Here is a 20,694-nt window from a genome sequence, read left to right on the forward strand (position 1 = left end):
CCGTACGGCCGATGCGGCGGGTACGCCTGGTGGGTGTACGGCTGTTGGGGCCGACGTACGGTGGATTCGGGCGGCGCACAGCGCATTCGGGCGACGCAGACCGAGGAAGCGGCGTACGGCTGGTACGACCCGTACGACCGTCGCACCGCCGTCGGCGCGGACGCGCGCCGACGGCAGCGGGTGACGTCATCTCGTGGCGGGGGCGCCGACGACCGAAAGGGTGCCGTCGAGGTATGCCGCCCGGGAGGCACGGCGCTGGATCTTCCCGCTGGACGTCTTGGGGATGGTGCCGGGGTGGACCAGCACCACGTCGCGCAGCGCCAGGCCGTGGGCCTCGCCGATCGCGCTGCGGATCAGGTCGATGATCTTCTCGCTCTCGCCCGCCGCCTCGGGGGCCGTCTCGGCGACGACGACAGGCTGCTCGCCGCAGACTCCGCCGTCCACGGAGAATGCCGCGGTGCAGCCGGGCCGCAGCGCCCAGTGGGTCAACTCGGCGGACAGCTCCAGGTCCTGCGGGTAGTGGTTGCGCCCGTCGATGACCATCAGGTCCTTGAGGCGGCCGGTGACGAACAGCTCGCCGTCCCGCAGGAATCCGAGATCGCCGGTCCGCAGGAAGCGGCCCTCGCGGTCCTCGAGGGTGGCCCGAAAGGTCTCGCGGGTGGCGAGGGCGTTGCGCCAGTAGCCCTTGGCGACGCTCGCTCCGCCGACCCAGATCTCCCCGACCTCGCCCTCGGGCAGCTCCTCCTGCCGCTCGGGGTCGGCGATCACCACGGTCGTACCGGGGCCGGGCCGCCCGCAACCGACCGCCGCCGCGTCCGTCGCGCCGACGTGCGGCCCGGTCTCGGCGGCCTCGATCAGGGTGGGCGCGGCCTGCACCGAGCTGCCGGTGACCATCAGGGTGGCCTCGGCGAGGCCGTAGCAGGGGTAGAGGGCCTCGCGGCGGAAGCCGGCCTCACCGAAGGTCTCCGTGAACCGCCGCAGGGTGGCGGCCCGTACCGGTTCGGCGCCGTTGAAGGCGACCTTCCACCGGCTCAGATCGAGCCCGTCGAGGAGGTCGGGCGTGGCGTGCTTCAGGCACAGCTCGTACGCGAAGTTGGGGCCGCCGCTGGTGTGCGGTCGGTAGCGGCTGAGGGCGGTCAGCCAGCGCTGGGGCTGCTGCAGGAAGTGCAGCGGCGAGAAGAGCGTGGCGGTCACGCCGAGGTAGACCGTGTTCAGGACGGGGCCGATGAGACCCATGTCGTGGTACACGGGCAGCCAGCTGACGAACAGTTCGTGGTCGTACTCGGCGATCGTGTCCGGGGTGTGGCCCATCCGCTCGGTGATGAACCGCTCGTTGTCCAGCAGGTTCCCGTGGGTCACCATCACACCGCGCGGGGCGGAGGTCGAGCCGGAGGTGTACTGGAGGAAGGCGACCGAGTCGGCGGTGAGGTCGGGTTCGTGCCAGGAGTCGGCCGCCGCGTCGGGGATGTCCTCGGTGGCGACGCAGGTGACGCCGTCCAGTTCGGGCAGGTGTTCCGCCATGGCGCCCAGGGCGGCTATCACTTCACGGCCGCCCAGGATCACCTTGGCGTCCGCGTCGGCTATCAGGCGCTTCATACGAATCAGGGCGCGATGGTTCTGCGAGCGCCCTTGTGGGGGCACGCCCGGCACGGCGACGACCCCGGCCGAAAGGCAGCCCAGGTAGCCGCAGATGAACTCGAGGCCGGGCGGGTACAGCAGCATGGCGCGAGAGCCGGCCAGACCGCGCTCCTGCAGCCAGGCGGCGACGGCTCGCGACCGGTTTGCCAGACGGCCGTACGAGATGTCCTGGATCTCTCCGTCACAGTCACCCGTGACGAGATAGCGGTAGGCGGTCCGGTCGGGCTGTTGCGAGGCATGCGCGGTCAGCAAATCGACCAGGGAACGAGCCATATGAGGAGTCTCACCTGTTCGGATCAATGGGCGAGGGGAACTGGAGTTCGAAGGCCGGGTAACGCGTACGCGCTGAAGCCGCGGACACCTGGCCCCCTTGCCAGACCGTCCATCTCGGCCAACCCGTCCGAGGAGCAGCAGCGATGCGTACGCCGGCTCCTCGCGACCCCCGTTCAGCTTGCTACCAACGAGTAGCACGATAGCAAGTCTTCTCCGCGACGCAGCGGTAACCCTGGGTATTCAACGAGGAATTGGGAAACCTGACGCCCTGTTATGGAAATGCGAGCCAGGCCTGCTGACACCCTGCCCCCCACGCAGCCTGCGGAAGTGCTCCCGGCACCCGCCGGAAAGGCCGTGACTTCGCCGTATGGCCACCTATGCCGCAGTGGTGCAACTCACTGATGCGGTCGCGGTGTCCACTTCCCTGCGCTGCCGCCGAGCGGGATCGGCGGATGAGGGGTGCGCACCGCCGGAGGTGAATTCAGCGGGCGGCCGGGATTGCCGGACGTGGCCCCTTCCTCACTTCGGAGCCGATCATGCCGCGCCGCTCACATACATCAATTTCAGGCTTGTCGGGAATAACGCAACCTTTGAGCCAACTCGCTTGTCTCAGTCGATATCAGTCACATAGCTGTCTTGGGGGACACAGTGAGACGAATCAGAAAAACATGGGTGACGCTGGTGCTCATGAGCGCTGCCCTGGGAGTGGCCGCGGTACCGGCCGACGCCGCCGCCCTCACCACCGCACAGGCCACGGCATGCCCCACCGGTTGGGGCAGCCTCGGCAAGACGGTCGCCTCGACCACGACGGCGCCGCTGACGGACATCAGGACCGGCCGCCACGCCTGCTACGACCGGATGGTCTTCGACATCCCCGGCGGCGGCGACGGCCTCGGCTACTGGGTCGGGTATGTCGACCACCTCTACCAGGACGGATCGGGTCGCCTCATACCTGTCGGCGGCGGAGCCGTCATCGAGGTGCGCGTCGCCGCGCCCGGCTACGACCCCGAGACCGGCGCACCCACCTACCCCGGGCGGGCCGGTCGCCCCCTGCCGGGCACGGACCTCACCGGGTACCGCACCTTCAGGGACACTCGGTTCGCGGGCAGCTTCGAGGGCGAGACGCAGATCGGGCTCGGAGTTCGCGCCCGACTGCCCTTCCGTGTACTGCAGTTGAACGACCGTGTCGTGGTGGATGTCGCTCACAACTGGACCGGCGCGCGCTGACAAGCCGCGGTTCGCCGGGCGCCACCACATCGGACAAGGAGGCACTGGCGCCGGGCTGCCGGTCGGACGGAAGGCTTCTTCCAGCAGTCACCATCCGGGTGTCCACCCTGGAGCGGGACACCCGGATCACCAGGGACGAGAAGGTCGACGTCGACCACCGCGGCACAGGGCGGCGTCCGGCCTGAACCCGGTCACGCCGCGGCGCGCCGCTTCGCCCGCCCCTTGTGCAGGAAGCGCAACAACCGATTCCGGGGCCAGGTGTTGATCACGTCGTCCTTGGTCAGCCAGCCGCGCTGCGCCGTCCCCACGCCGTACCGCATGGCGGCCAGGTCGAGGACGGAGTGGGCATCGCTGTCGATGGCGAACTTCACCCCGTGCCGCCTGGCCCGCAGAATGTCCTCGTCGCGCAGGTCGAGCCGATGCGGATGGGCGTTGATCTCCAGGGCCGTGCCGGTACGCGCGCAGGCGGCGAAGACCGCGTCGAGGTCGACGTCGATGGCCGGCCGCTTGCCGAGGATGCGGGTGGTGGGGTGACCGATGATGTTGACGTAAGGGTTCTCGCAGGCACGTACGATGCGCCGGGTCAGCGCCGCGCGGCCCTGGTTGAAGTGCGAGTGCACCGAGGCCACGCACAGGTCGAAGCCGGCCAGGAACTCCCCCGGCCAGTCCACTTGGCCGTCGGGATCGATGTTCAGCTCCACGCCGTGCAGCAGACTCATGCCACCGCGCCTGCCGTGCGTGTCGTATGTGCCGTCGAGTTCCTGTACGCGTTCACGCTGGGCCAGCATCCGTTCGTCGGTCATCCGCTGCATGGACAGGTTCGGTCCGTGGTCGGTGATCGCGTAGTACGCGTAGCCGCGCTCGGCAGCCGCGGCGATCATCTCCTCGAGCGGGGCGAGGCCGTCGGTGAGGTCGGTGTGCGTGTGCAGGTCGCCCCGGAGGTCCGCCTCCGCCACCAGGTCGGGCAACTCGCCGCGCAGCCCGGCCTCGATCTCTCCGCGGTCCTCGCGCAACGGTGGCGGAATCCACGGCAGGCCGAGCCGTGCGTACACCGCCTCCTCCGTCTCGGAAACGATCTTCTCCCCGCTCTCGACGTCGAACAGTCCGTACTCGGAGAGCTTGAGCCCCTGGTGCACGGCCAGTTCCCGGGTGCGGATGTTGTGCGCCTTCGATCCGGTGAAGTACTGCAGGGCGGCCCCCCAGGAGTTCGGCGGTACGACACGCAGATCGACGGCCAGGCCCTTGGTGGTACGAATGGACGTCTTGGTCTCGCCCCGCGCGATGACCTCCGTGACGTACGGCAGCTCGGTGAACGCCCGCATGACGGGCGCCGATTCGTGCGCCGCGGCCAGGATGTCGATGTCGCCGATCGTCTCGCGAACGCGGCGCAGCGACCCGGCGTACGTGCACCGCCGGCAACCGGTCACCCGGGACAGTTCGGAGACGATGTCCTCGGCCAGGTCCATGGCGACGTCGAGCAGGGCCCGGTCTCCGGAAGCTTGCAGCAGCGCGATGCCGTGGAGGATGTTCTCCTCCGTCTTGGGTCCGAAACCCTTCAGATCGCGCAGCTTCTCTTCGTGGATGGCATCGACCAGTTCGTCTATCGAGGAGATGCCCAGCTCCTCGTACAGCGTCAGCGCCTTCTTCGGACCGAGCGTGGAGATGGCCGTCAGCCGCCGGACACCGGCGGGGATTTTCGCCCGCAGTTCCTCGACCGCGGCCACGCTGCCGCTGCGGAAGTACTCGACGACCTTCTCCGCGATCGACTTTCCGACGCCGGGGATCTGCTGGAGGCCTTTGACGTCGAGCGTGGACACATCGGCGTGGTGGCCGCCGATCGCCCGGGCAGCCTTCTCGTAGACACGTGCCTTGAACGCGTCTCCTCCGGTGATCGAGATCAGGTCCGCGTATTCGTGCAGCAGCGCGGCGACCTCGTCGTTGGACCGAGCCACACCTCCAGAGTAGGCACGGTTCACCCGAGGTGGTCCTCGCACCAGTCCCTGGCCGCGTCGGCGACCTCCTCCAGTGCGCCGGGCTCCTCGAACAGGTGGGTGGCACCGGGCACCACGCGCAGCGAGTGCGGGACCCGCAACCGCCTGGCCGCCTCCTCGTTCAGCCGGAGTACCTCCTGGTCCCGGCCACCGACGATGAGCAGGACCGGGGCCTGTACGCGGGGCAGGGCATCGCCCGCCAGGTCCGGCCGGCCGCCCCGCGACACCACGGTCAGAACCCGCTCGGGCCGCTCCGCCGCGGCCACCAGAGCCGCTGCCGCTCCGGTGCTCGCGCCGAACAGGACCACGGGCAGTCCTCTGGTGTCGGACTGCCCCGCCAGCCAGTCGATCACGGCAGCCACGCGGCTTCCCAGGAGCGGAATGTCGAAGCGGTGCTCCCGCGTCCAGGCGTCCTCGCGGTCCTCGCGTTCGGTGAGCAGGTCCATCAGCACGGTGCCGAGTCCGGCAACGCGCAGGTGTTCGGCGACCATCCGGTTGCGGGGGCTGTGCCGGGAGCTGCCGCTGCCGTGCGCGAACAGCACCACCGCCCGGGCCGAGGCCGGCACCATGACATCGCCCGCGAGCGACTCGCCGCCGGCGGGCACCACGACCGACTGGGAGATCATGACCGTCGTCTTCTTCCTCGGGTCGTACGGTCCTGTGGCCGATGTTCGGGGTTCCTTCCCACCGTGTACCCCCTAGGCTGGATATCGATCGCTCATAAGCGGAGCGGACACTGCGCCGCCCGTCGTCGTATGGCCCGGCACGTCGCGGGTACCCGTCTCCGCACGAGGCACCACGGCTCAGGGCCGCCGGAGGTGGTGGGCATGGTCGGTGACACGGACGACGACATCCGGCTACGGCGCCAGGGCGGCAGCGGCCACCGGGCGCTGCCGCACACGGCCGATATGCGGATCGAAGCGTGGGGAGCGAGCCGGGAACGCTGCCTGGTCGAAGCGACGCGCGGGATGGTGGAGTGCTTCGCCGACGTGACGACGGCGCGGCCCACAGCCGTGGAGCACTTCCGGCTGGCGAAGGTCAGCGACGACGACCTGCTCACCGCGCTGCTCGACGAGGTCATCTTCCGCCTCGAGGTCCCCGGCATGGTGGCCGTCGACGTGGAGGCGGAGACGGTGGACGGCTGTCTCGACGTACGACTGGCGTTGGCCGACTTGGCGGACGTGGAGATCATCGGTGCCGTGCCCAAGGGCGTCTCCTGGCACGAACTGCGCATAGGCCCCGACCCGTACGGCTGGTCCTGCGCGGTGACCGTCGACGTGTGAGGCGTGCGGTCCGGCGACGTGTGAGGCATGGCGGCATGCGTTCGAGCGGACGCGTGCGACCGGGTTGGGCCCGTCCGACCGGGCTGGGAGGGTATGCCGCCCGGCGGGCGGGTGGGTGTCCCGCGCGGGGCGCGAGGCCAGGCCGGCGCCGAGGCCTCAGCCCTTGACCACGCCCAGCGGCACCAGCCGGGCGACCGTTCGGCACAGCCCGGCGCCCTCGCTCGCCGCCACCACCGCGCCGACGTCCTTGTAGGCCTCCGGGGTCTCCTCCGACAGGCCGCGCAACGACCGCGGGCGCACCGCGATGCCCTGCCCCTCCAAACGGGCCCGCAGCTCCTTCCCGCTGGTCGCACGCGCGGCCTGGTGCCGGCTCATGACCCTGCCCGCGCCGTGGCAGGTGGAGAAGAACGCGTCACCGCCGGGGACGCCGGCCAGGACGTACGAGGCCGTGCCCATGGTTCCGGGGATCAGCACCGGCTGGCCCACCTCACGCAGGTCGTCCGGGAGGTCGGGATGCCCGGGCGGGAAGGCGCGGGTGGCGCCCTTGCGGTGGACGCACAGCAGGCGCGGCGCTCCGGCCACCGGATGGGTCTCGATCTTGGCGAGGTTGTGGGACACGTCGTACACCAGCGAGAGGCGGGCGCCCGTGGCGCGGCGGAAGACCCGGCGGGCCGCGTCCGACAGCAACTGGCGGTTGGCGCGACCGTAGTTGGCCGCGGCGGCCATCGCTCCCAGATAGGCCTGCCCCTCCGGCGATTCGACCGGGGTGCAGGCCAGCTGCCGGTCGGGGACGGTGATGCCATAACGGGACATGGCGCGGTCCATCGACCGGACGTGATCGGTGCAGATCTGATGACCGAGGCCGCGCGAACCGCAGTGGATCATCACGCACACCTGGCCGACGGCGAACCCGAACAGGGCGGCGGCCGACTCGTCGTACACCTCGTCGACCCGCTGCACCTCGAGAAAGTGATTGGCCGAGCCCAGGCTGCCCACCTGCCCCAGCCCCCGCTCCCGCGCCCGCTCGCTCACCTGGCCCACATCCGCGTCGGCGACCGCTCCGCCGTCCTCGCACCGCGCCAGGTCGCGCTCCTCGCCGTACCCCTCCGCCACCGCGTACCGGGAGCCGCCCCGGAGGATCCGCTCCAACTGCCGGGGACCGATCGACCGCCACACCCCGCCGGGTCCGGCGCCACGCGGAATCGACCGGTCCAGACCGTCCATGACCGCGCACAACGCCGGCTCGAGCGCCCGACCGTCCAGGTCGGCGGCCAGCAGCCGTACCCCGCAGGAGATGTCGAAGCCGACCCCGCCGGGGGAGACGACACCGCCGTCGTCCACGTCGGTCGCGGCCACTCCGCCGATCGGGAAGCCGTAGCCCCAGTGGATGTCCGGCATGGCGTACGACGCGGCGACGATGCCCGGCAGCGTCGCCACATGGGCGACCTGCTCCAACGATTTCTCGGCGTCCCTGAGCAGCGCCCGGGACGCGAACACCACCCCGGGTACCCGCATCTGTCCCCGCGGGTCGATGCGGAAGCGGTGGGGACGTTCCTCGACCAGTTCCACGGCAGCCTCCTGTGCCCGGCATGCCAGCTCCGGGTACCCCACAGGACACTTCCGTATCGTCCCGGCACCCGCTTCCTCGATGCGACGGACGATGCGTCGACCGGTACCCGAGATCTCGGTGCGGGGACGGCTCCTAGAGTGGAGGCATGACCGGCGGCGCGGTGACGCTGTTCGTCTGCGGTGATGTGATGCTCGGACGCGGTGTCGATCAGATCCTGGCGCGGCCCGGTGATCCCGCCCTGCGGGAGGACTACGTCCGGGACGCCCAGTCGTACGTGCGCCTGGCGGAGTCGGTCAACGGCCCGATTCCGGTCCCGGTCGATCCGTCCTGGCCGTGGGGTGACGCGCTGCGGCTGCTGGAGGCGGCCGCCCCGGACGCCCGGATGGTGAATCTGGAGACGGCAGTGACCCGCTGTGACGCGTTCGCGCCCGGCAAGGCAGTGCACTACCGCATGCACCCGGCCAACCTGCCCGCTCTCGCGGCGATCCGGCCCGACATCTGCGTCCTGGCCAACAACCACGTCCTGGACTTCGGCCGCGCGGGCCTGGAGGAGACGCTGGACTCGCTGGCCCGCGCGGGCCTGCGGTCGGCGGGCGCGGGGCGTAATGCCGACGAGGCGTGGGCGCCCGTGGCGGTCCCCGTCCCCAGCGGCGGCCGCGTGCTGGTCCTCGCCCTCGGGATGCCGTCCAGCGGCATCCCGCCCGGCTGGGCGGCGAGCGCCGACCTGCCCGGCGTCGCCTACGTTCCCGACCTGTCGGTCGGCTCGGCCGCAGCGGTGGTCCGGCGCGTGCGGCAGGTGAAGCGGGCGGGCGACATCGCGGTCGTGTCCGTGCACTGGGGGTCCAACTGGGGCCACCGTGTTCCGCGGGAACAGATCCGCTTCGCACATGCCCTGGTGGACGGCGGCGTCGACATCGTCCACGGGCACTCCTCGCATCACCCCCGCCCCCTGGAGGTGTACCGCGACCGGCTGATCCTCCATGGCTGCGGCGACTTCGTCGACGACTACGAGGGCATCTCCGGCTACGAGGAGTTCCGCGACGACCTCCGGATCGCCTACCTCGTCACGGTGGCGGCGGACACGGGCCGCCTGACCGGCCTGCGCATGATGCCTCTGCAGGCCCGGCGCATGCGGCTGGAGCCGGCGCCCGACGAGGACCGCACCTGGCTGCGCGCCACTCTCGACCGCATCAGCGACAGTGTGCGCATCACCTTGGAGCCCGACGGCACGCTCTCGGCGGCGCCCTCCACCACAGCACAGGCCACGGGAACCAGCCCGTGAACCGGCGGCTGAGGTTCACGCCGCCCGGTGTCCCGGCCTGTCACCACCCGGGTCCGATCCGCCCCGCTCACCCACCGCCGTGCAGCGCGTCGAGCACATCGTCGTCCGTCAACTGCGCGAAGTCCTCGTACCACTCGCCGACGGCCATGAAAGAACCCGGCCGGTACAGGCAGACCACCTCGTCGGCTTCCTCCCGCATCGAGTCGGCCCCTCGCGGCGAGGCGACGGGTACGGCCAGGATCACGCGCTCGGGTGCCTCGCGACGTACGGCACGCAGCGCGGCGCGTGCCGTCGAACCGGTCGCCAGTCCGTCGTCGACGAGGATCACGGTCCGACCGCGCAGCTGCGGGGCCGGCCGGCCCTGCCGGTAGCGCTCCTCGCGGCGGTGCAGTTCCGTGCGTTCCCGTTCGACCACCTCGGCGAGGGATTCCTCGCTCAGCCCCAGCCGGTCCAGGGCCCGCTTGTCGTAGAGGGGAGGATCGTCGCCCGCGATCGCTCCGATGCCGTACTCCTCCTGGAACGGGGCCCCGATCTTGCGTACGACGAGCACGTCCAGCGGGGCTTCCAGCGCCCGCGCGACCTCCCGGGCGACCGCGACGCCGCCACGCGGCAGGGCGAGGACCACTGGATCGGGAAGGGTGCCCTTCTCCTGCAGGATGCGCAGATGCTCCCCCAGCTCCCGCCCTGCCTGCTCACGGTCACGGAACTGCATTGCCTCCGCTCCCTCGTATCACGGGGATGCCGGTCGGCACCGTTCTCCTCGTCCGTCGCGAGTACCCCACGAGGCACCGTTCACACCACGAGCCGAGGTGCCGTCCGCGTCAGTGCCGACGCGGTCCGCGCCGGTTCCGCACTGCGGCTGCGCTTCGCCTGGCGGCCCCTCGCGCACGTGCCCGGCCCGGTCCGCTCGCCACGCGAACGGGAGCGCCGGGAATCAGGGACGCATCCGGCACATCGGCGGCCACAGGGAGATGTCGCGTTCCATACCTGGGGCCGCCGTCGACACCACCGCCGCCGTTCACGGCGCGCGGGCATGCGGCAGGCATGCGCTGCTGCTTCTCCGCTCCCCTCGCCGCCCTGTCGTCCCTGCCCGCTCCTTGCGAAATCCTCCGCTCCGGTGCCCTCCTCGCTCCCGCCCTGCTGCGGGCCGCCGCCGATGCCCTGCACGACCCGGTACGCCGGAACGGCCCCCGTCACCCCGACACCCTCGCCGCCGTCCATCTGGAACTGGTCACCCTCGCGGAGGACCACGCCGTCATCACCTGGTACACCGGAGTGCCCGGCACCGGGGGCGGCCTGGGCCACATGCTCCCCGCGCTCACGGAGGGTGAGGTCCGCTACGGCACTCATCCCGCCCGACTCAACCGCAGCGCGGCGCAGGACCGGCCCACCGCGCATCACCACGTGGAACTCACGGACCTGGAGCCAGGGCAGACCTACTACTACCGGGCCCTTTCGCGGGGCGTGGCCGCGACGCCCACGCCGCTGCACCTGGTCCGCGGCAACGCCGTCGGCACCAACCTCCATGGTCTGGGCTCGAGTGGAGGTCCGTACTCCTTCACCACACCGCCGCCCCCTCCGGGGCGGCATGTGCTGTCGATCGCGCTCTGCAATGACCTGCACCTCGGCGAGACCACCGCCGGCCTGATGGCGGGCGCACCTCTGATGCGCGGGGTGTCGCAGCAGCCGGGGCGCGCGCCGTATCCGGAGGTCATGAGCCGGGCCCTGGTCGAGGAGGCCCGTCGACGCGGAGCCGACCTGCTGCTGGCCGCGGGCGACATCTCGGCCGGTGGTTCGCCGCGGGACCTGGCCGAGGCCAAGCGGATCCTGAACGGTTTCGGCGCCCATGGCCGGGACTATTTCGTGGTCCGCGGAAACCACGACCGGCCCCGGCACAACAGCCACGGTCGCCGCGCGGACGGTTGCGCAGACGCCTTCCGCGAAGAGTTCCTCGGTGGCGAAGGTCCCGCGTACTTCGCCCGCGATCTCGGCGGGCTGCGCGTCATCGGGCTGGACACCTACCGGAAGGACGGCAACGGCGGCGACTCCGGCGGACTCGGCGCTGAGCAACTCTCGTGGTTCCGAGCCCGGTTGAAGGAACACAAGGGCCAGCCCACGCTGGTGTTCGGCCACCATCCGCTGACCGTGCGCGACTCCGTCTTCCCCGTGACCGGCGGACAGCGCCTCGACCGCCGCGAGGCTCGCTCGATCCTCGACTCCTATGCCGGGGCTCCCGGCCTCTTCCTCCACCACGCGGGCCACACCCACCGCAACAAACGCACGGTCTTGGCACAGGCCCCGCACGTCACGATGCAGGAGGTCGGCGCCGCAAAGGAGTACCCCGGCGGCTTCTGCCTGCTCCGGATCCACTCCGGTGGATTCGCCCTGAACCACTTCAAGTCCAGCAGCGTCCCGGCCCGCGAATGGGCCGAGCGTACCCGCGGGGTGGCGGCGGGGCTGTGGCCGCACCACGCCCTCGGCCGCTCGGTCGGCGACCGCAACAGCGTGAGCGCGCACGATCTGTCCGGCATCGTCCGCCCGGCCGAGAGGGGCCTCACGTGTTCTCCGGCCGTTGGGCCCTGACCGGGTGTGGGACGCCACCGGGGTGGCGCCGCACACCCGGTCGGGGCCTGTCATACCGATGAGTGGTACGGGAGGGCGAGGGGCGGCCCGCCGGTGAGCACGCGGCCGGGCCGCCGTTCCCGCTCACCCGCTCGGGCGATGTCCTCTCAGCCGAAGACCTTGACGGCCTGGTAGTACGTCCACGCCGTGCTGTCGCAGGCGGACTTCGTCCCGCCGCTGTAGTTGGCGCAGATGCGCTCGAGGTCCGCGTAGAAGGCGCTGTCGAGGCGGGACTTGTTGGCGTCGAAGGAGCCCGCGGCCTTGTAGTTGCGGTAGCCGAAGTCGTGGCGGGCACAAGACATGGCGAAGGGGAAGCCGAACGGGTTGTCCGGTGAGGAGGAGCAGTAGTCGGTGGACCAGTCGAACGCGTATGTGGACCAGGCAGCCTGGTTCGCGCGGGCGGCGGCCCAGACGTTGTAGCTCGACGCGCCGGTCTGGGTCCAGCTCGAGAGGACCTGGGGCTTGTCGGCGGGAACGGCGTCGGCGTTCGTGGCGGTGGCGGCGACGGTGATGAGTGCCAGGGTCGAGGCGGCAAGAGCGGTGGCGAGTCTGCGGTGCATCCCACACCTCCATGAGGCTGCGATCCGTCCGTCGGACCGCAGGTTCATGACAAGATGATCGGCACCTCGACAACCCCTTTACACCACTTGCGCCCTAATGGCCCATTAACTCTTGGATATGCAAGGACATCTGAGACGTCTGCGGAGCCGCACCAGCCCGGCAAACCGGTCGGCGCCGACCGTGGGTCGGCGCCGTTCACGGGTATAGCTGTGGTGCCAAAAGCAGCAAGCCGACGCCATGGACAGAGGCCCGCTCGGCGCCAAGGGACTGGAGCAACCAATGGTGGAGATGAGACTCGAGATCGCGCTGGTACCGGTCACCGACGTCGACCGGGCCAAGGACTTCTACTCAGAACTTGGGTGGCGGCTCGACGCCGACTTCGCCACTGGTGAGGACTTCAGGGTCGTGCAGTTCACCCCGCCCGGCTCGCCCGCCTCGATCATCTTCGGCACCGGGGTCACGTCGGCCGCACCAGGCTCTGTCGAGGGTTTGTACCTCATCGTCTCCGACATCGAGGCGGCCCGGGCCGAGCTCGTCGACCGCGGCGTCGAGGTGAGCGAGGTGTTCCACGACGCGGGCGGAGTGTTCCACCGCGCGGGGACCCAGGGACGGGTGCCCGGCCCGGATCCGGAACGCCGCAGCTACGCCTCGTTCGCCTCGTTCAGCGACCCTGACGGCAACGGCTGGGTGCTCCAAGAGATCACGACGCGGCTGCCGGGCCGCTGAGCCGGGTGAGAGCCGGGCGCCGCCCTGTCGCCTTGGGCACCATGGAATGCCATGACGGATCAGGGTAGTTGGCAGAACGCACCATGTGGCAAATGGGTGTCTGCCCGCACCCCACGCCAGGCGGACGCCCATCCCCACGACCGGACCCCCGAAGTCCGCCCGGATCGTGACCCGAGCGCACAGCCCCGCACGGCTTCCGGCCCGTGGATGCCCCCCCCCGGCCGCCCTACGACGGAACGGGCGGCCCACCCGATCACTGACGGTGACCTCACCGCCGAGGACACCGACACGCACCGCCGAGCGACAAGGCTCCGCGGCTCATAGGCTGGCCTCAGGTCGCAGCGCCGCGCGATCCGCCGACGCTCCCCTCACTGCACGTCGCCGTCCCCCGCGGCACGCGCTTTCACCATATTCCGCATACCGCCGTCTCGGCAGACGGGCGAATGGGGAGGATCTCATGACCGCAGCCGTGGACCCGGACCGCTCGGAATGGGATGTCATCGTGCTCGGCGGCGCTGCCGCGGGTGAGAACGCCGCCCAGTACGCGAGCCAGTTCTCCGACCTGTCCTCGGTGCTCGTGGAGAACCATCTGCTCGGCGGCGAGTGCTCGTACTGGGCATGCATGCCGAGCAAGGCCTTGCTCCGGCCGGTGGAGGTGGTGGACGCGGCCGCCCATCTGTCAGGAGTGTCGACACGGTTGGACCCAGCCGAGGTACTCGCCCGGCGCGACCGTGTGATCAACGGGCTGGACGACACCTCCCAGGTGACATGGGCTCTGAACAACGCGATCGACGTGGTGCGCGGCTATGGGCGACTGACCGGGGAACGCACGGTCGCGGTGAGCCGACCGAACGGTTCGACCAGGACGCTGACGGCCAGGCATGCCGTGGTCATCGACACCGGTTCCTGTCCGGCCGTACCCGATGTTCCGGGATTGCGTGACGCGCTGGCGTGGACCTCACGCGATGTGACCACGATGAGTGAAGTGCCACGCCGGGTCGTCGTCCTCGGCGGCGGGGTAGTGGCCTGTGAGGCCGCCACCTGGCTGCGTGGCCTGGGAGCCGAGGTGACGATCGTCCATCGTGGCGAGCGGCTGCTGGCCCGGTACGAATCGTTCGCGGGGGCGCTCGTCGGTGCGGAGCTGAAAGACGCAGGTGTGCGGCTGCAGACCGGGCGCAGCCTGTCCCACGTGCAGCGGTCCGACGCCCGTGACACGGGCCAGGGCCGCGTACACGGCGGTGAGGTGCGAGTGACCCTCGACGACGGCACGGTCATCGAGGCCGACGAGGTCGTCGTGGCCACCGGGCGTACCCCGAACACCGACGACATCGGCTTGGAAACCGTCGGCCTGTCCCCCGGCGGGTATCTCGACGTCGATGACCACCAGTGTGTGCGGGAGGCGGCAGGCACCTGGCTGTACGCCATCGGCGATGTGTGCGGCCGCGCGCTCCTCACCCACATGGGCAAGTACCAGGCGCGTATCGCCGGAGACGTCATCGCGGCACGAGCCGACGGCTCGGCCGACCTGCCGTCCGCCGCGGCGGGACACGTCGGGTTGCCCCAAGTCGTCTTCACCGCCCCCGAGGTCGGCAGCGCGGGCGCGACCGAGCAGCAGGCGCGGGAGGCGGGGATCGATGTCGAGGTCGTCGAGTACGACCTCGGCGCGCTCGCCGGAACGTACGTCATGCGCGCCGACTACCGCGGCCGGGCCAAACTCGTGATCGACCGTGCCAACGATGTGGTGGTGGGGGCGACGTTCGTCGGTGCCGGCATCGCCGAACTCGTGCACTCGGCGACCACGGCGATCGTGGGACGCGTCCCCCTGTCGACCCTGTGGCACGTCGTGCCCAGCTATCCCACGGCCAGCGAGATCTGGCTCCGCCTCCTGGAGTCGCTGCGCTCACAGCGCCATACGTCGCCCGGTGGGTGACACGCCGGTCGTCCGAGAGACGCACTCATGAGTGGGACGAGTGCCTGCCCAAGTGACGGAAACGGCAGTTGAGACAACGGTCGGATCACTACTATTCGATCAGTTTCGACTCCTGCCCTGTTTTCGGGCGGACAACTCTTCTCTACGAGGACATATGTTCATACGTTCTGCAGCCGTCGTCCTGTCGGGCGCACTGGCCCTGTCCGCCCTTGCCGTCACGACCGCCGACGCCGACGCCGGCCAGGGGGACACCGAGGTCACCCAGGTCCTCGTCAACAACGGCAAGTCGGTCGTGGTCGGCGCCACCGCGACGAAGACGGTCACGCTCAGCATCACCGCCAGTGACAACTCGGGAATCAAAGACGCCTACGGATGGCTCTACCACGGCCCGTTCGACAATCCCGACGGCTTCGCGGGACCCGGTTCCGACACTCCGCTGACCTGCACCCCTGTTCCCGGAAGCGTCACCGCCTCCACCTGCACCGCCGACATCAAGATCGACCCCAATGCGACTCTGATCAACTCCAACGCCGGTACCTGGCACGTCTGGACCTCCGTCGACGCCAACGACTTCGACTTCGTCCAGAAGGACAGCGCGGGCACCTTCCTGATGAAGCGTGCCGCCAAGCTCACCGCCAACGCCTCCCCCGAGCCGGTGGCCGCGGGCAAGGTCATCACCATCAAGGGTGCTCTGAGCCGCGCCAACTGGAACAACGGCACCTACGGCGGCTATGCGGGCCAGTCGGTCAAGTTGCAGTTCCGCAAGGCCGGCAGCACTGCCTACACCACCGTGAAGACGGTGACCAGCGATGCCGGCGGCGCTGTCACGGCCACCGCGACCGCCTCCGTGGACGGCTACTGGCGGTGGAGCTTCGCCGGGACCAGCACGACGGGAGCGGCCAACGCCACGGGTGACTACGTCGACGTCACCGCGGGCTGACCTGACGGGCGCCGATCCGATGCGCCACTACGGTGACCGGAGCCCGCTCCGTCGACGGAGCGGGCTCCGGTCACCGGGGAAAGCCTGTCTGCTTCCGGGGCGCCGAGAACAGCTACGTCAGAAGCGTCGCCTGGTACGGAGCAGGAACAGCAGGCCCAGGATCATGAGAACCGTTCCGGCCGCGGCCGGCCAAAGGTTCGTGCCGGTCTCGGCCAGCCCGCCCGTGACCGCCTGAGGCTCCGTCTGCGACCCGGCTGACGGAGCGTCCCCGCCCGCGGCCGGCGTCTGAGTGCCGTCGTCCGCCTCGCTGCTGGGTTCATCGTCCGCGCCGGTCTGCGGCTGAGCGGCCGCATCGGTCCCGGCGGCCGAGGAGGACGCGTAGGTCTTGGGTGTGGCAGAGGCCTTGGGAGAGACGGAGGCCTTGGGGCTGACAGAGGCCTTGGGAGTCGCATCCGCGTGGTCGCCGCCGCCTACACCGTCGCCACCTGCCGAAGGTGCCGTGCCCGGCGACGTGGCGGGGGGCTGAGCCGACTGTTCGCCGCCGGAGTCACCGGGATCGTCACCGGCGCTGCCGCCCGACGAGGCGTCAGGAGACGGTGACGGCGTCTCCTGCGGCTGCTCACCGGCACCGGCCCCGCAGTCACGACCGGAGTTGATGCAGTCGACGACCTGGTTCATCAGGTTCCCGGTCATGACGCTGATGAAGTCGTCGTGGTCGGTGATCGGCTTGTGCAGCTGCTCCGGGAAGCCGTCCACCGCGTACGCGTTCTTCACCTGGTCGTTCTGGATCGTCGGCTGCGGCACGCTGTACACGAGGCGCATCCTCAGCTGAGGAATCGCCTTGAAGCCGCCCGCGCAGTTGCCCCCGGCGTCGGCGAACGCGACGTGCGTGCGGTGGTTGGCGCTGTCGATGTTCTGGCCGTCCCAGCAGCTCTGGAAAGCGAAGGTCCGCACCACATCGCTGCCCTGCGGGCAGATCGGGTACTTGTCCGTCAGCTGCACCTTGTTCTCGAATCCGGTGCAGCTCCAGTGCGCGTTGGCGTTGCCCGGGCCGTTGGTGAAGGCCTTCGCGTCACCGGTGATGATGCGCAGGAACTGCGGCATCGCGACGACCTTGCCGGTCGGGCTGCCGACGTACTCGATCTGCGCCTGCTTCGCCACGAGGATCTTGCCGACGTTCCCTTCCTTGCCACCACCGTCGGAGTTCTGGTCGAAGTCCTGCGTACCGTCCTGGACGCGCACCACCGGCCAGTAGTAGGACGAGAGGTCGTTCTTGTTCTGGCAGCTGGTCCCGCCCTGGAGGAACGTGTCGTTGCTGGAGAACGCGTTGACCTTCTGGTTGCCGACGTAGTCGTGCAGGTGGTGCGCGCCGTTGGCCACGCCGGGAGCCACGATCACGTTGTCGGTGTTGTGGTTCCCGTTCTCGTTCGCACCGCACAGCGTGGTGAACGTACCGGTCGAGGCGTCGCCGTTCGGGCGTGGTTCGACCGGGACGTTCGGCGCGACCTTCGTGATGTCGACGAAATCCGCGGCGGCGGGACCACCAGTGGCCTGATTGCCGTTGTTCTGCTGGCCGCCGCTCTGCTGCCCGTTGTCGCTCTCGCCACCGGAGGGGGTCTGCGCCGGGTCGGCCGGCATCGCCATACAGGTCGCTAGGCCGTCGATCGAGTCCGGGGCGCTGTCGCCCACCTGCTGGTAGGCGGCCTTGATCCGGCCGATGACCTCGGTTCGCTTGTCCTTGAGCGGCCCGAGGATGTCGTTCTGGACGTAGTTCCCGTCATTCGCCTGCGTCTGCCGCGTCGCGGCCAGCCGGGCGTACGCCTCGGTTATCTGCTTGTCGAGCGTCGCCAGCTCCGTGTCCACCTGCGACTTCGCCGCGGCGGGCACGTCGGTCAGTTTCTGGCCGACGTCCGGGCAGTCGATCGTGACCGTTCCCGACGCCGGAAGCTGACCGCTTCCGCTCTGGTTCGGCTGCTGGACCGAATCACTGCCCGAGCCGCTCTCGGTCGCGGAAGCGTAGACGTTGACCGCCACCAATCCTCCGCCGCCCAACATCAGCGCGACCGCTGCAAAGGTCGCGCGCCGTGCGCCCGTCGGGCGTCTGCGCGTGCTGCGTCTCAAGGAAGTACTCCTGCGCCTCGTGGTCAACTGGCATGGAAATCCCCCGCCCCCATACGGAAACCGGCCCGGCAGCGTTCAAACGCCTCGCACATTCACAGCAACCCGATAAAGACCGCGAGGTCGCGAGGCATCACTGGCGAGGACTGGGACGCCGGGATCGAACCCAAGCGGAGGTAACTCGCGTGCCCCTACTGCGGATCGGTCGCTGAAGCACACGCGACGGTCGTCATCTCCTTCGCCGCGTCCCGTGCTCGGCACGGGCCCGCCGCCCGCGACCGGTGCGCAGCTGCGCGGCGATGCGCCGACTGCGCTGCCGGGCGTATTCGAGGAACCGCAGTGGACACAAGCCTGGAAGCGTAAAGTCGCGGGCGTCGCATTGTGTCACTCCAGGGGGTAGTGAAATGCACAATCGCCGCATCGGCAGCGCCACGATCAGTGCCATCGGGCTCGGTGGGATGCCGCTGTCCATCGAGGGGCGGCCGGATGAGGAGCGCGCGGTCGCGACCATCCATGCCGCGATCGACGCCGGGATCTCGTTCATCGACACGGCCATGTCGTACTGCCTGAACTCCTCCGAGACCGGCCACAACGAGTCGCTGATCGCCCGCGCGCTCGCGGCATACGGCGGCGACACCTCCGACGTGCTGGTCGGCACGAAGGGCGGGGCGGCACGCGGAGCCGACGGAGCATGGTCCTTCCACGGGGATCCCGCGACCCTGCAAGAGGCATGCGAGGGATCGCTCAAGCGGTTGGGCGTGGACTCCCTCGGGCTCTACCAGCTGCATGTGCCGGACCCGAACGTGCCGTACGCCGACTCGGTGGGCGCGCTGCGCGACCTGTACGACGCGGGCAAGATCCGTGCCGTGGGCATCTCGAATGTGAACTCCGACCAGTTGCGCGAGGCCCATGGGATCCTCGGCGAGCGACTGGTGTCCGTACAGAACAACTTCTCGCCGGCCGTCCGCGACAGTGAACCGCAGTTGCGGCTGTGCATCGAGCTGGGGATCGCCTTCCTGCCGTACAGCCCGCTGGGCGGTATCTCCCGTGCGGGCGGCCTGGGTTCGTCGCACGCCGCGTTCGCCCGGATCGCCGAAGAGCGCGGGGTGAGCCCGCAACAGGTGTGTCTGGCCTGGGAGTTGGCCAAGTCCCCGGTCGTCGTTCCGATCCCGGGGTCGTCCCGGCCGACGACCGTCCGTGACTCGGCCGCAGCGGCCGATCTGAAACTCACCGAAGCGGAGTTCGCCGAACTCGACGCGGCCTGACTTGATCTTTTCTGGGCGGGCTGAGCCCGCCTGCAACGATCACCGCTGCGGGTCTCACCTGGGTCGTATCCGGTCAGTTTCAAAGAAGCCGCCGCCGTGGCGGATCCCTAGCATGAGATGGCACCCATCGAGCTCGCCAGAGAGGAAACCTGCCATGAAGGGCACGCAGACATCCGCCAAGAGCGCCAGCGCGACCGACGAGAAGTACGACGGGTTCACCGACGAGGAACGCGGCGCGATGAAGGAGCGTGCCCAGGAGCTGAAGGCCGCCGCGCGTCGCGGCCCGCGCGCGGCCAAGGCGGACGCTGAGAGCGAAGTGCTCGCGAAGATCGCCGAGATGCCGGAAGCGGACCGTGTCCTCGCCGAGCGGATCCATGACATCGTCAAGGCTGGCGCACCGGACCTCTCGCCGAAGCTCTGGTACGGGATGCCCGCGTATGCCAGGAACGGCAAGGTCGTCTGCTTCTTCCAGAGCGCGCAGAAGTTCAAGGCGAGGTACGCCACGCTCGGCTTCAGCGACCAGGCGAACCTCGATGAGGGAGCCATGTGGGCGACCTCCTTCGCTCTGACGGAGTTGACCGCCGCCGACGAGGCACGGATCGGCGCCCTCATCAAGAAGGCGGTGAACTGAGGCCGGTCCTCACCACGGAAGCAGGTCGAGCCGGGTGCACGAGTCCGGCGATGTGGGCGAAGAGCGTGTCGAGGATTTCGGTCCAGGCGGACTCGTCACCGAGCACGAGGTAGTTGAGGGTCAAGCCGTCGGTCATGGCCGCCAGATAGCGGGCCAGCACCGAGACGGGCACGCGGAGTTGGAGTGTCATGCTTCGGGTCAACTGGTCGATCAGCGCGGCGTACGCGTCGCTGTACAGCTCGTACTGCCGTCGGGCCAGATGCTCGAACCCCGGCTGGCGCAGGGCGTATTGCGTCAGTTCGTAGGTGAGCATGTGCTCGTCGGGATGGGCGCGGACGTGGTCCCAGTACGCCTGGAAGCCGGCCCGGACCGTCTCCTCGAGCGTGACCCTGGGTCGTAGTGCGTCCTTCACCACTGTCACGGAGTGGTCGGTGAGGGTCGTGATGACGGACTCGATCAGGGCCTGCTTGGAGTCGAAGCAGTAGTGGAAGACGCTCAGGGACACGCTCGCCTCGGCGGCGATGGACCGGGTCGTCGTCTTGGCGACGCCGTCCCGGGCCATCGCCCTGATCGCCGCTTCCGTCAGCTGCCGGCGCCTCTCGGCCAACGGCATCCGTGCCATCCGCGTGTCCTTCGT

17 protein-coding genes are annotated in these 20,694 nt (G+C 69.7%); 9 read left to right on the plus strand and 8 right to left on the minus strand.

The features are described 5' to 3' along the window. Nucleotides 1-186: 186 nt before the first annotated feature. Nucleotides 187-1,911, minus strand: coding sequence for a fatty acyl-AMP ligase (locus tag ACIBK0_RS33705; protein ID WP_399088227.1), 1,725 nt, complete (start codon nucleotides 1,909-1,911; stop codon nucleotides 187-189). 687 nt (nucleotides 1,912-2,598) lie between these two features. Between ACIBK0_RS33705 and ACIBK0_RS33710 the strand changes: the two genes are divergently transcribed. Further along, complete coding sequence (locus ACIBK0_RS33710) at nucleotides 2,599-3,138, plus strand: hypothetical protein (protein WP_399088229.1); 540 nt, start codon at nucleotides 2,599-2,601, stop codon at nucleotides 3,136-3,138. A 191-nt stretch (nucleotides 3,139-3,329) separates the two neighbouring features. Here the strand turns inward: ACIBK0_RS33710 and polX are convergent, their stop codons facing one another. After that, nucleotides 3,330-5,090 carry a DNA polymerase/3'-5' exonuclease PolX gene (gene polX / locus ACIBK0_RS33715; protein WP_399088231.1) on the minus strand — a complete coding sequence of 587 codons (1,761 nt, stop codon included), beginning with the start codon at nucleotides 5,088-5,090 and terminating at the stop codon, nucleotides 3,330-3,332. A 20-nt stretch (nucleotides 5,091-5,110) separates the two neighbouring features. Continuing rightward, the gene (locus tag ACIBK0_RS33720; RefSeq protein WP_399088233.1) at nucleotides 5,111-5,755 is read right to left on the minus strand and encodes a dienelactone hydrolase family protein; all 645 of its coding nucleotides are present in this window, start codon (nucleotides 5,753-5,755) and stop codon (nucleotides 5,111-5,113) included. A 201-nt stretch (nucleotides 5,756-5,956) separates the two neighbouring features. Here ACIBK0_RS33720 and ACIBK0_RS33725 point away from each other — a divergent pair, with 201 nt between their 5' ends. Further along, nucleotides 5,957-6,412, plus strand: coding sequence for an archease (locus ACIBK0_RS33725; RefSeq protein WP_399088235.1), 456 nt, complete (start codon nucleotides 5,957-5,959; stop codon nucleotides 6,410-6,412). Nucleotides 6,413-6,568: 156 nt separating this feature from the next. Here ACIBK0_RS33725 and ACIBK0_RS33730 read toward each other — a convergent pair whose 3' ends face one another. Next, nucleotides 6,569-7,981: an RtcB family protein gene (locus tag ACIBK0_RS33730; RefSeq protein WP_399088237.1), complete on the minus strand. Its 1,413-nt coding sequence runs from the start codon at nucleotides 7,979-7,981 to the stop codon at nucleotides 6,569-6,571. Between the two features lie 146 nt (nucleotides 7,982-8,127). Here ACIBK0_RS33730 and ACIBK0_RS33735 point away from each other — a divergent pair, with 146 nt between their 5' ends. Then, on the plus strand, nucleotides 8,128-9,264 hold the full coding sequence (locus tag ACIBK0_RS33735; RefSeq protein WP_399088239.1) for a CapA family protein: 1,137 nt from the start codon (nucleotides 8,128-8,130) through the stop codon (nucleotides 9,262-9,264). 67 nt (nucleotides 9,265-9,331) lie between these two features. Here the strand turns inward: ACIBK0_RS33735 and ACIBK0_RS33740 are convergent, their stop codons facing one another. Then, nucleotides 9,332-9,976, minus strand: a complete 645-nt coding sequence (locus tag ACIBK0_RS33740) for a phosphoribosyltransferase (RefSeq protein WP_399088241.1) — start codon at nucleotides 9,974-9,976, stop codon at nucleotides 9,332-9,334. A gap of 332 nt (nucleotides 9,977-10,308) precedes the next feature. Here ACIBK0_RS33740 and ACIBK0_RS33745 point away from each other — a divergent pair, with 332 nt between their 5' ends. Beyond that, the gene (locus tag ACIBK0_RS33745; protein ID WP_399088243.1) at nucleotides 10,309-11,847 is read left to right on the plus strand and encodes a metallophosphoesterase; all 1,539 of its coding nucleotides are present in this window, start codon (nucleotides 10,309-10,311) and stop codon (nucleotides 11,845-11,847) included. A 146-nt stretch (nucleotides 11,848-11,993) separates the two neighbouring features. On the opposite strand, the gene ACIBK0_RS33750 is transcribed toward ACIBK0_RS33745, so the two are convergent. Continuing rightward, nucleotides 11,994-12,446 (minus strand): phospholipase, encoded by a 453-nt coding sequence (locus ACIBK0_RS33750; protein ID WP_399088245.1) that lies wholly within the window; start codon nucleotides 12,444-12,446, stop codon nucleotides 11,994-11,996. 283 nt (nucleotides 12,447-12,729) lie between these two features. Between ACIBK0_RS33750 and ACIBK0_RS33755 the strand changes: the two genes are divergently transcribed. The 3 genes from ACIBK0_RS33755 to ACIBK0_RS33765 all read left to right on the plus strand — a co-directional run bounded on the left by ACIBK0_RS33755 (nucleotide 12,730) and on the right by ACIBK0_RS33765 (nucleotide 16,043). Beyond that, nucleotides 12,730-13,173: a VOC family protein gene (locus tag ACIBK0_RS33755; RefSeq protein WP_399088376.1), complete on the plus strand. Its 444-nt coding sequence runs from the start codon at nucleotides 12,730-12,732 to the stop codon at nucleotides 13,171-13,173. Between the two features lie 457 nt (nucleotides 13,174-13,630). Further along, nucleotides 13,631-15,103: a dihydrolipoyl dehydrogenase family protein gene (locus ACIBK0_RS33760; RefSeq protein ID WP_399088247.1), complete on the plus strand. Its 1,473-nt coding sequence runs from the start codon at nucleotides 13,631-13,633 to the stop codon at nucleotides 15,101-15,103. Between the two features lie 154 nt (nucleotides 15,104-15,257). Beyond that, complete coding sequence (locus ACIBK0_RS33765) at nucleotides 15,258-16,043, plus strand: calcium-binding protein (protein ID WP_399088249.1); 786 nt, start codon at nucleotides 15,258-15,260, stop codon at nucleotides 16,041-16,043. A gap of 117 nt (nucleotides 16,044-16,160) precedes the next feature. Here the strand turns inward: ACIBK0_RS33765 and ACIBK0_RS33770 are convergent, their stop codons facing one another. Beyond that, nucleotides 16,161-18,164, minus strand: coding sequence for a DUF1996 domain-containing protein (locus tag ACIBK0_RS33770; RefSeq protein WP_399088251.1), 2,004 nt, complete (start codon nucleotides 18,162-18,164; stop codon nucleotides 16,161-16,163). Nucleotides 18,165-18,565: 401 nt separating this feature from the next. Here ACIBK0_RS33770 and ACIBK0_RS33775 point away from each other — a divergent pair, with 401 nt between their 5' ends. Together ACIBK0_RS33775 and ACIBK0_RS33780 are read left to right on the plus strand one after the other, a co-directional pair. Continuing rightward, complete coding sequence (locus ACIBK0_RS33775) at nucleotides 18,566-19,426, plus strand: aldo/keto reductase (RefSeq protein ID WP_399088254.1); 861 nt, start codon at nucleotides 18,566-18,568, stop codon at nucleotides 19,424-19,426. Between the two features lie 154 nt (nucleotides 19,427-19,580). Then, nucleotides 19,581-20,057, plus strand: coding sequence for an iron chaperone (locus ACIBK0_RS33780; RefSeq protein WP_399088256.1), 477 nt, complete (start codon nucleotides 19,581-19,583; stop codon nucleotides 20,055-20,057). Here the strand turns inward: ACIBK0_RS33780 and ACIBK0_RS33785 are convergent. After that, complete coding sequence (locus ACIBK0_RS33785; RefSeq protein WP_399088258.1) at nucleotides 20,038-20,679, minus strand: TetR/AcrR family transcriptional regulator; 642 nt, start codon at nucleotides 20,677-20,679, stop codon at nucleotides 20,038-20,040. The two genes, ACIBK0_RS33780 and ACIBK0_RS33785, sit on opposite strands and share 20 nt — an antisense overlap. Between the last annotated feature and the right edge of the window lie 15 nt (nucleotides 20,680-20,694).

Origin of the sequence: Streptomyces sp. NPDC050564 (assembly GCF_044457265.1) — a bacterium.
GTDB lineage: Bacteria > Actinomycetota > Actinomycetes > Streptomycetales > Streptomycetaceae > Streptomyces.

Excerpts from the sequence above, each read along its gene's own strand:
- ACIBK0_RS33705 (WP_399088227.1), bottom strand. The coding sequence starts at position 1,911 with ATGGCTCGTTCCCTGGTCGATTTGCTGACCGCGCATGCCTCGCAACAG.
- ACIBK0_RS33710 (WP_399088229.1), top strand. The coding sequence starts at position 2,599 with ATGAGCGCTGCCCTGGGAGTGGCCGCGGTACCGGCCGACGCCGCCGCC.
- ACIBK0_RS33720 (WP_399088233.1), bottom strand. The coding sequence starts at position 5,755 with ATGATCTCCCAGTCGGTCGTGGTGCCCGCCGGCGGCGAGTCGCTCGCG.
- ACIBK0_RS33725 (WP_399088235.1), top strand. The coding sequence starts at position 5,957 with ATGGTCGGTGACACGGACGACGACATCCGGCTACGGCGCCAGGGCGGC.
- ACIBK0_RS33735 (WP_399088239.1), top strand. The coding sequence starts at position 8,128 with ATGACCGGCGGCGCGGTGACGCTGTTCGTCTGCGGTGATGTGATGCTC.
- ACIBK0_RS33740 (WP_399088241.1), bottom strand. The coding sequence starts at position 9,976 with ATGCAGTTCCGTGACCGTGAGCAGGCAGGGCGGGAGCTGGGGGAGCAT.
- ACIBK0_RS33745 (WP_399088243.1), top strand. The coding sequence starts at position 10,309 with ATGCGCTGCTGCTTCTCCGCTCCCCTCGCCGCCCTGTCGTCCCTGCCC.
- ACIBK0_RS33750 (WP_399088245.1), bottom strand. The coding sequence starts at position 12,446 with ATGCACCGCAGACTCGCCACCGCTCTTGCCGCCTCGACCCTGGCACTC.
- ACIBK0_RS33760 (WP_399088247.1), top strand. The coding sequence starts at position 13,631 with ATGACCGCAGCCGTGGACCCGGACCGCTCGGAATGGGATGTCATCGTG.
- ACIBK0_RS33765 (WP_399088249.1), top strand. The coding sequence starts at position 15,258 with ATGTTCATACGTTCTGCAGCCGTCGTCCTGTCGGGCGCACTGGCCCTG.
- ACIBK0_RS33775 (WP_399088254.1), top strand. The coding sequence starts at position 18,566 with ATGCACAATCGCCGCATCGGCAGCGCCACGATCAGTGCCATCGGGCTC.
- ACIBK0_RS33780 (WP_399088256.1), top strand. The coding sequence starts at position 19,581 with ATGAAGGGCACGCAGACATCCGCCAAGAGCGCCAGCGCGACCGACGAG.
- ACIBK0_RS33785 (WP_399088258.1), bottom strand. The coding sequence starts at position 20,679 with ATGGCACGGATGCCGTTGGCCGAGAGGCGCCGGCAGCTGACGGAAGCG.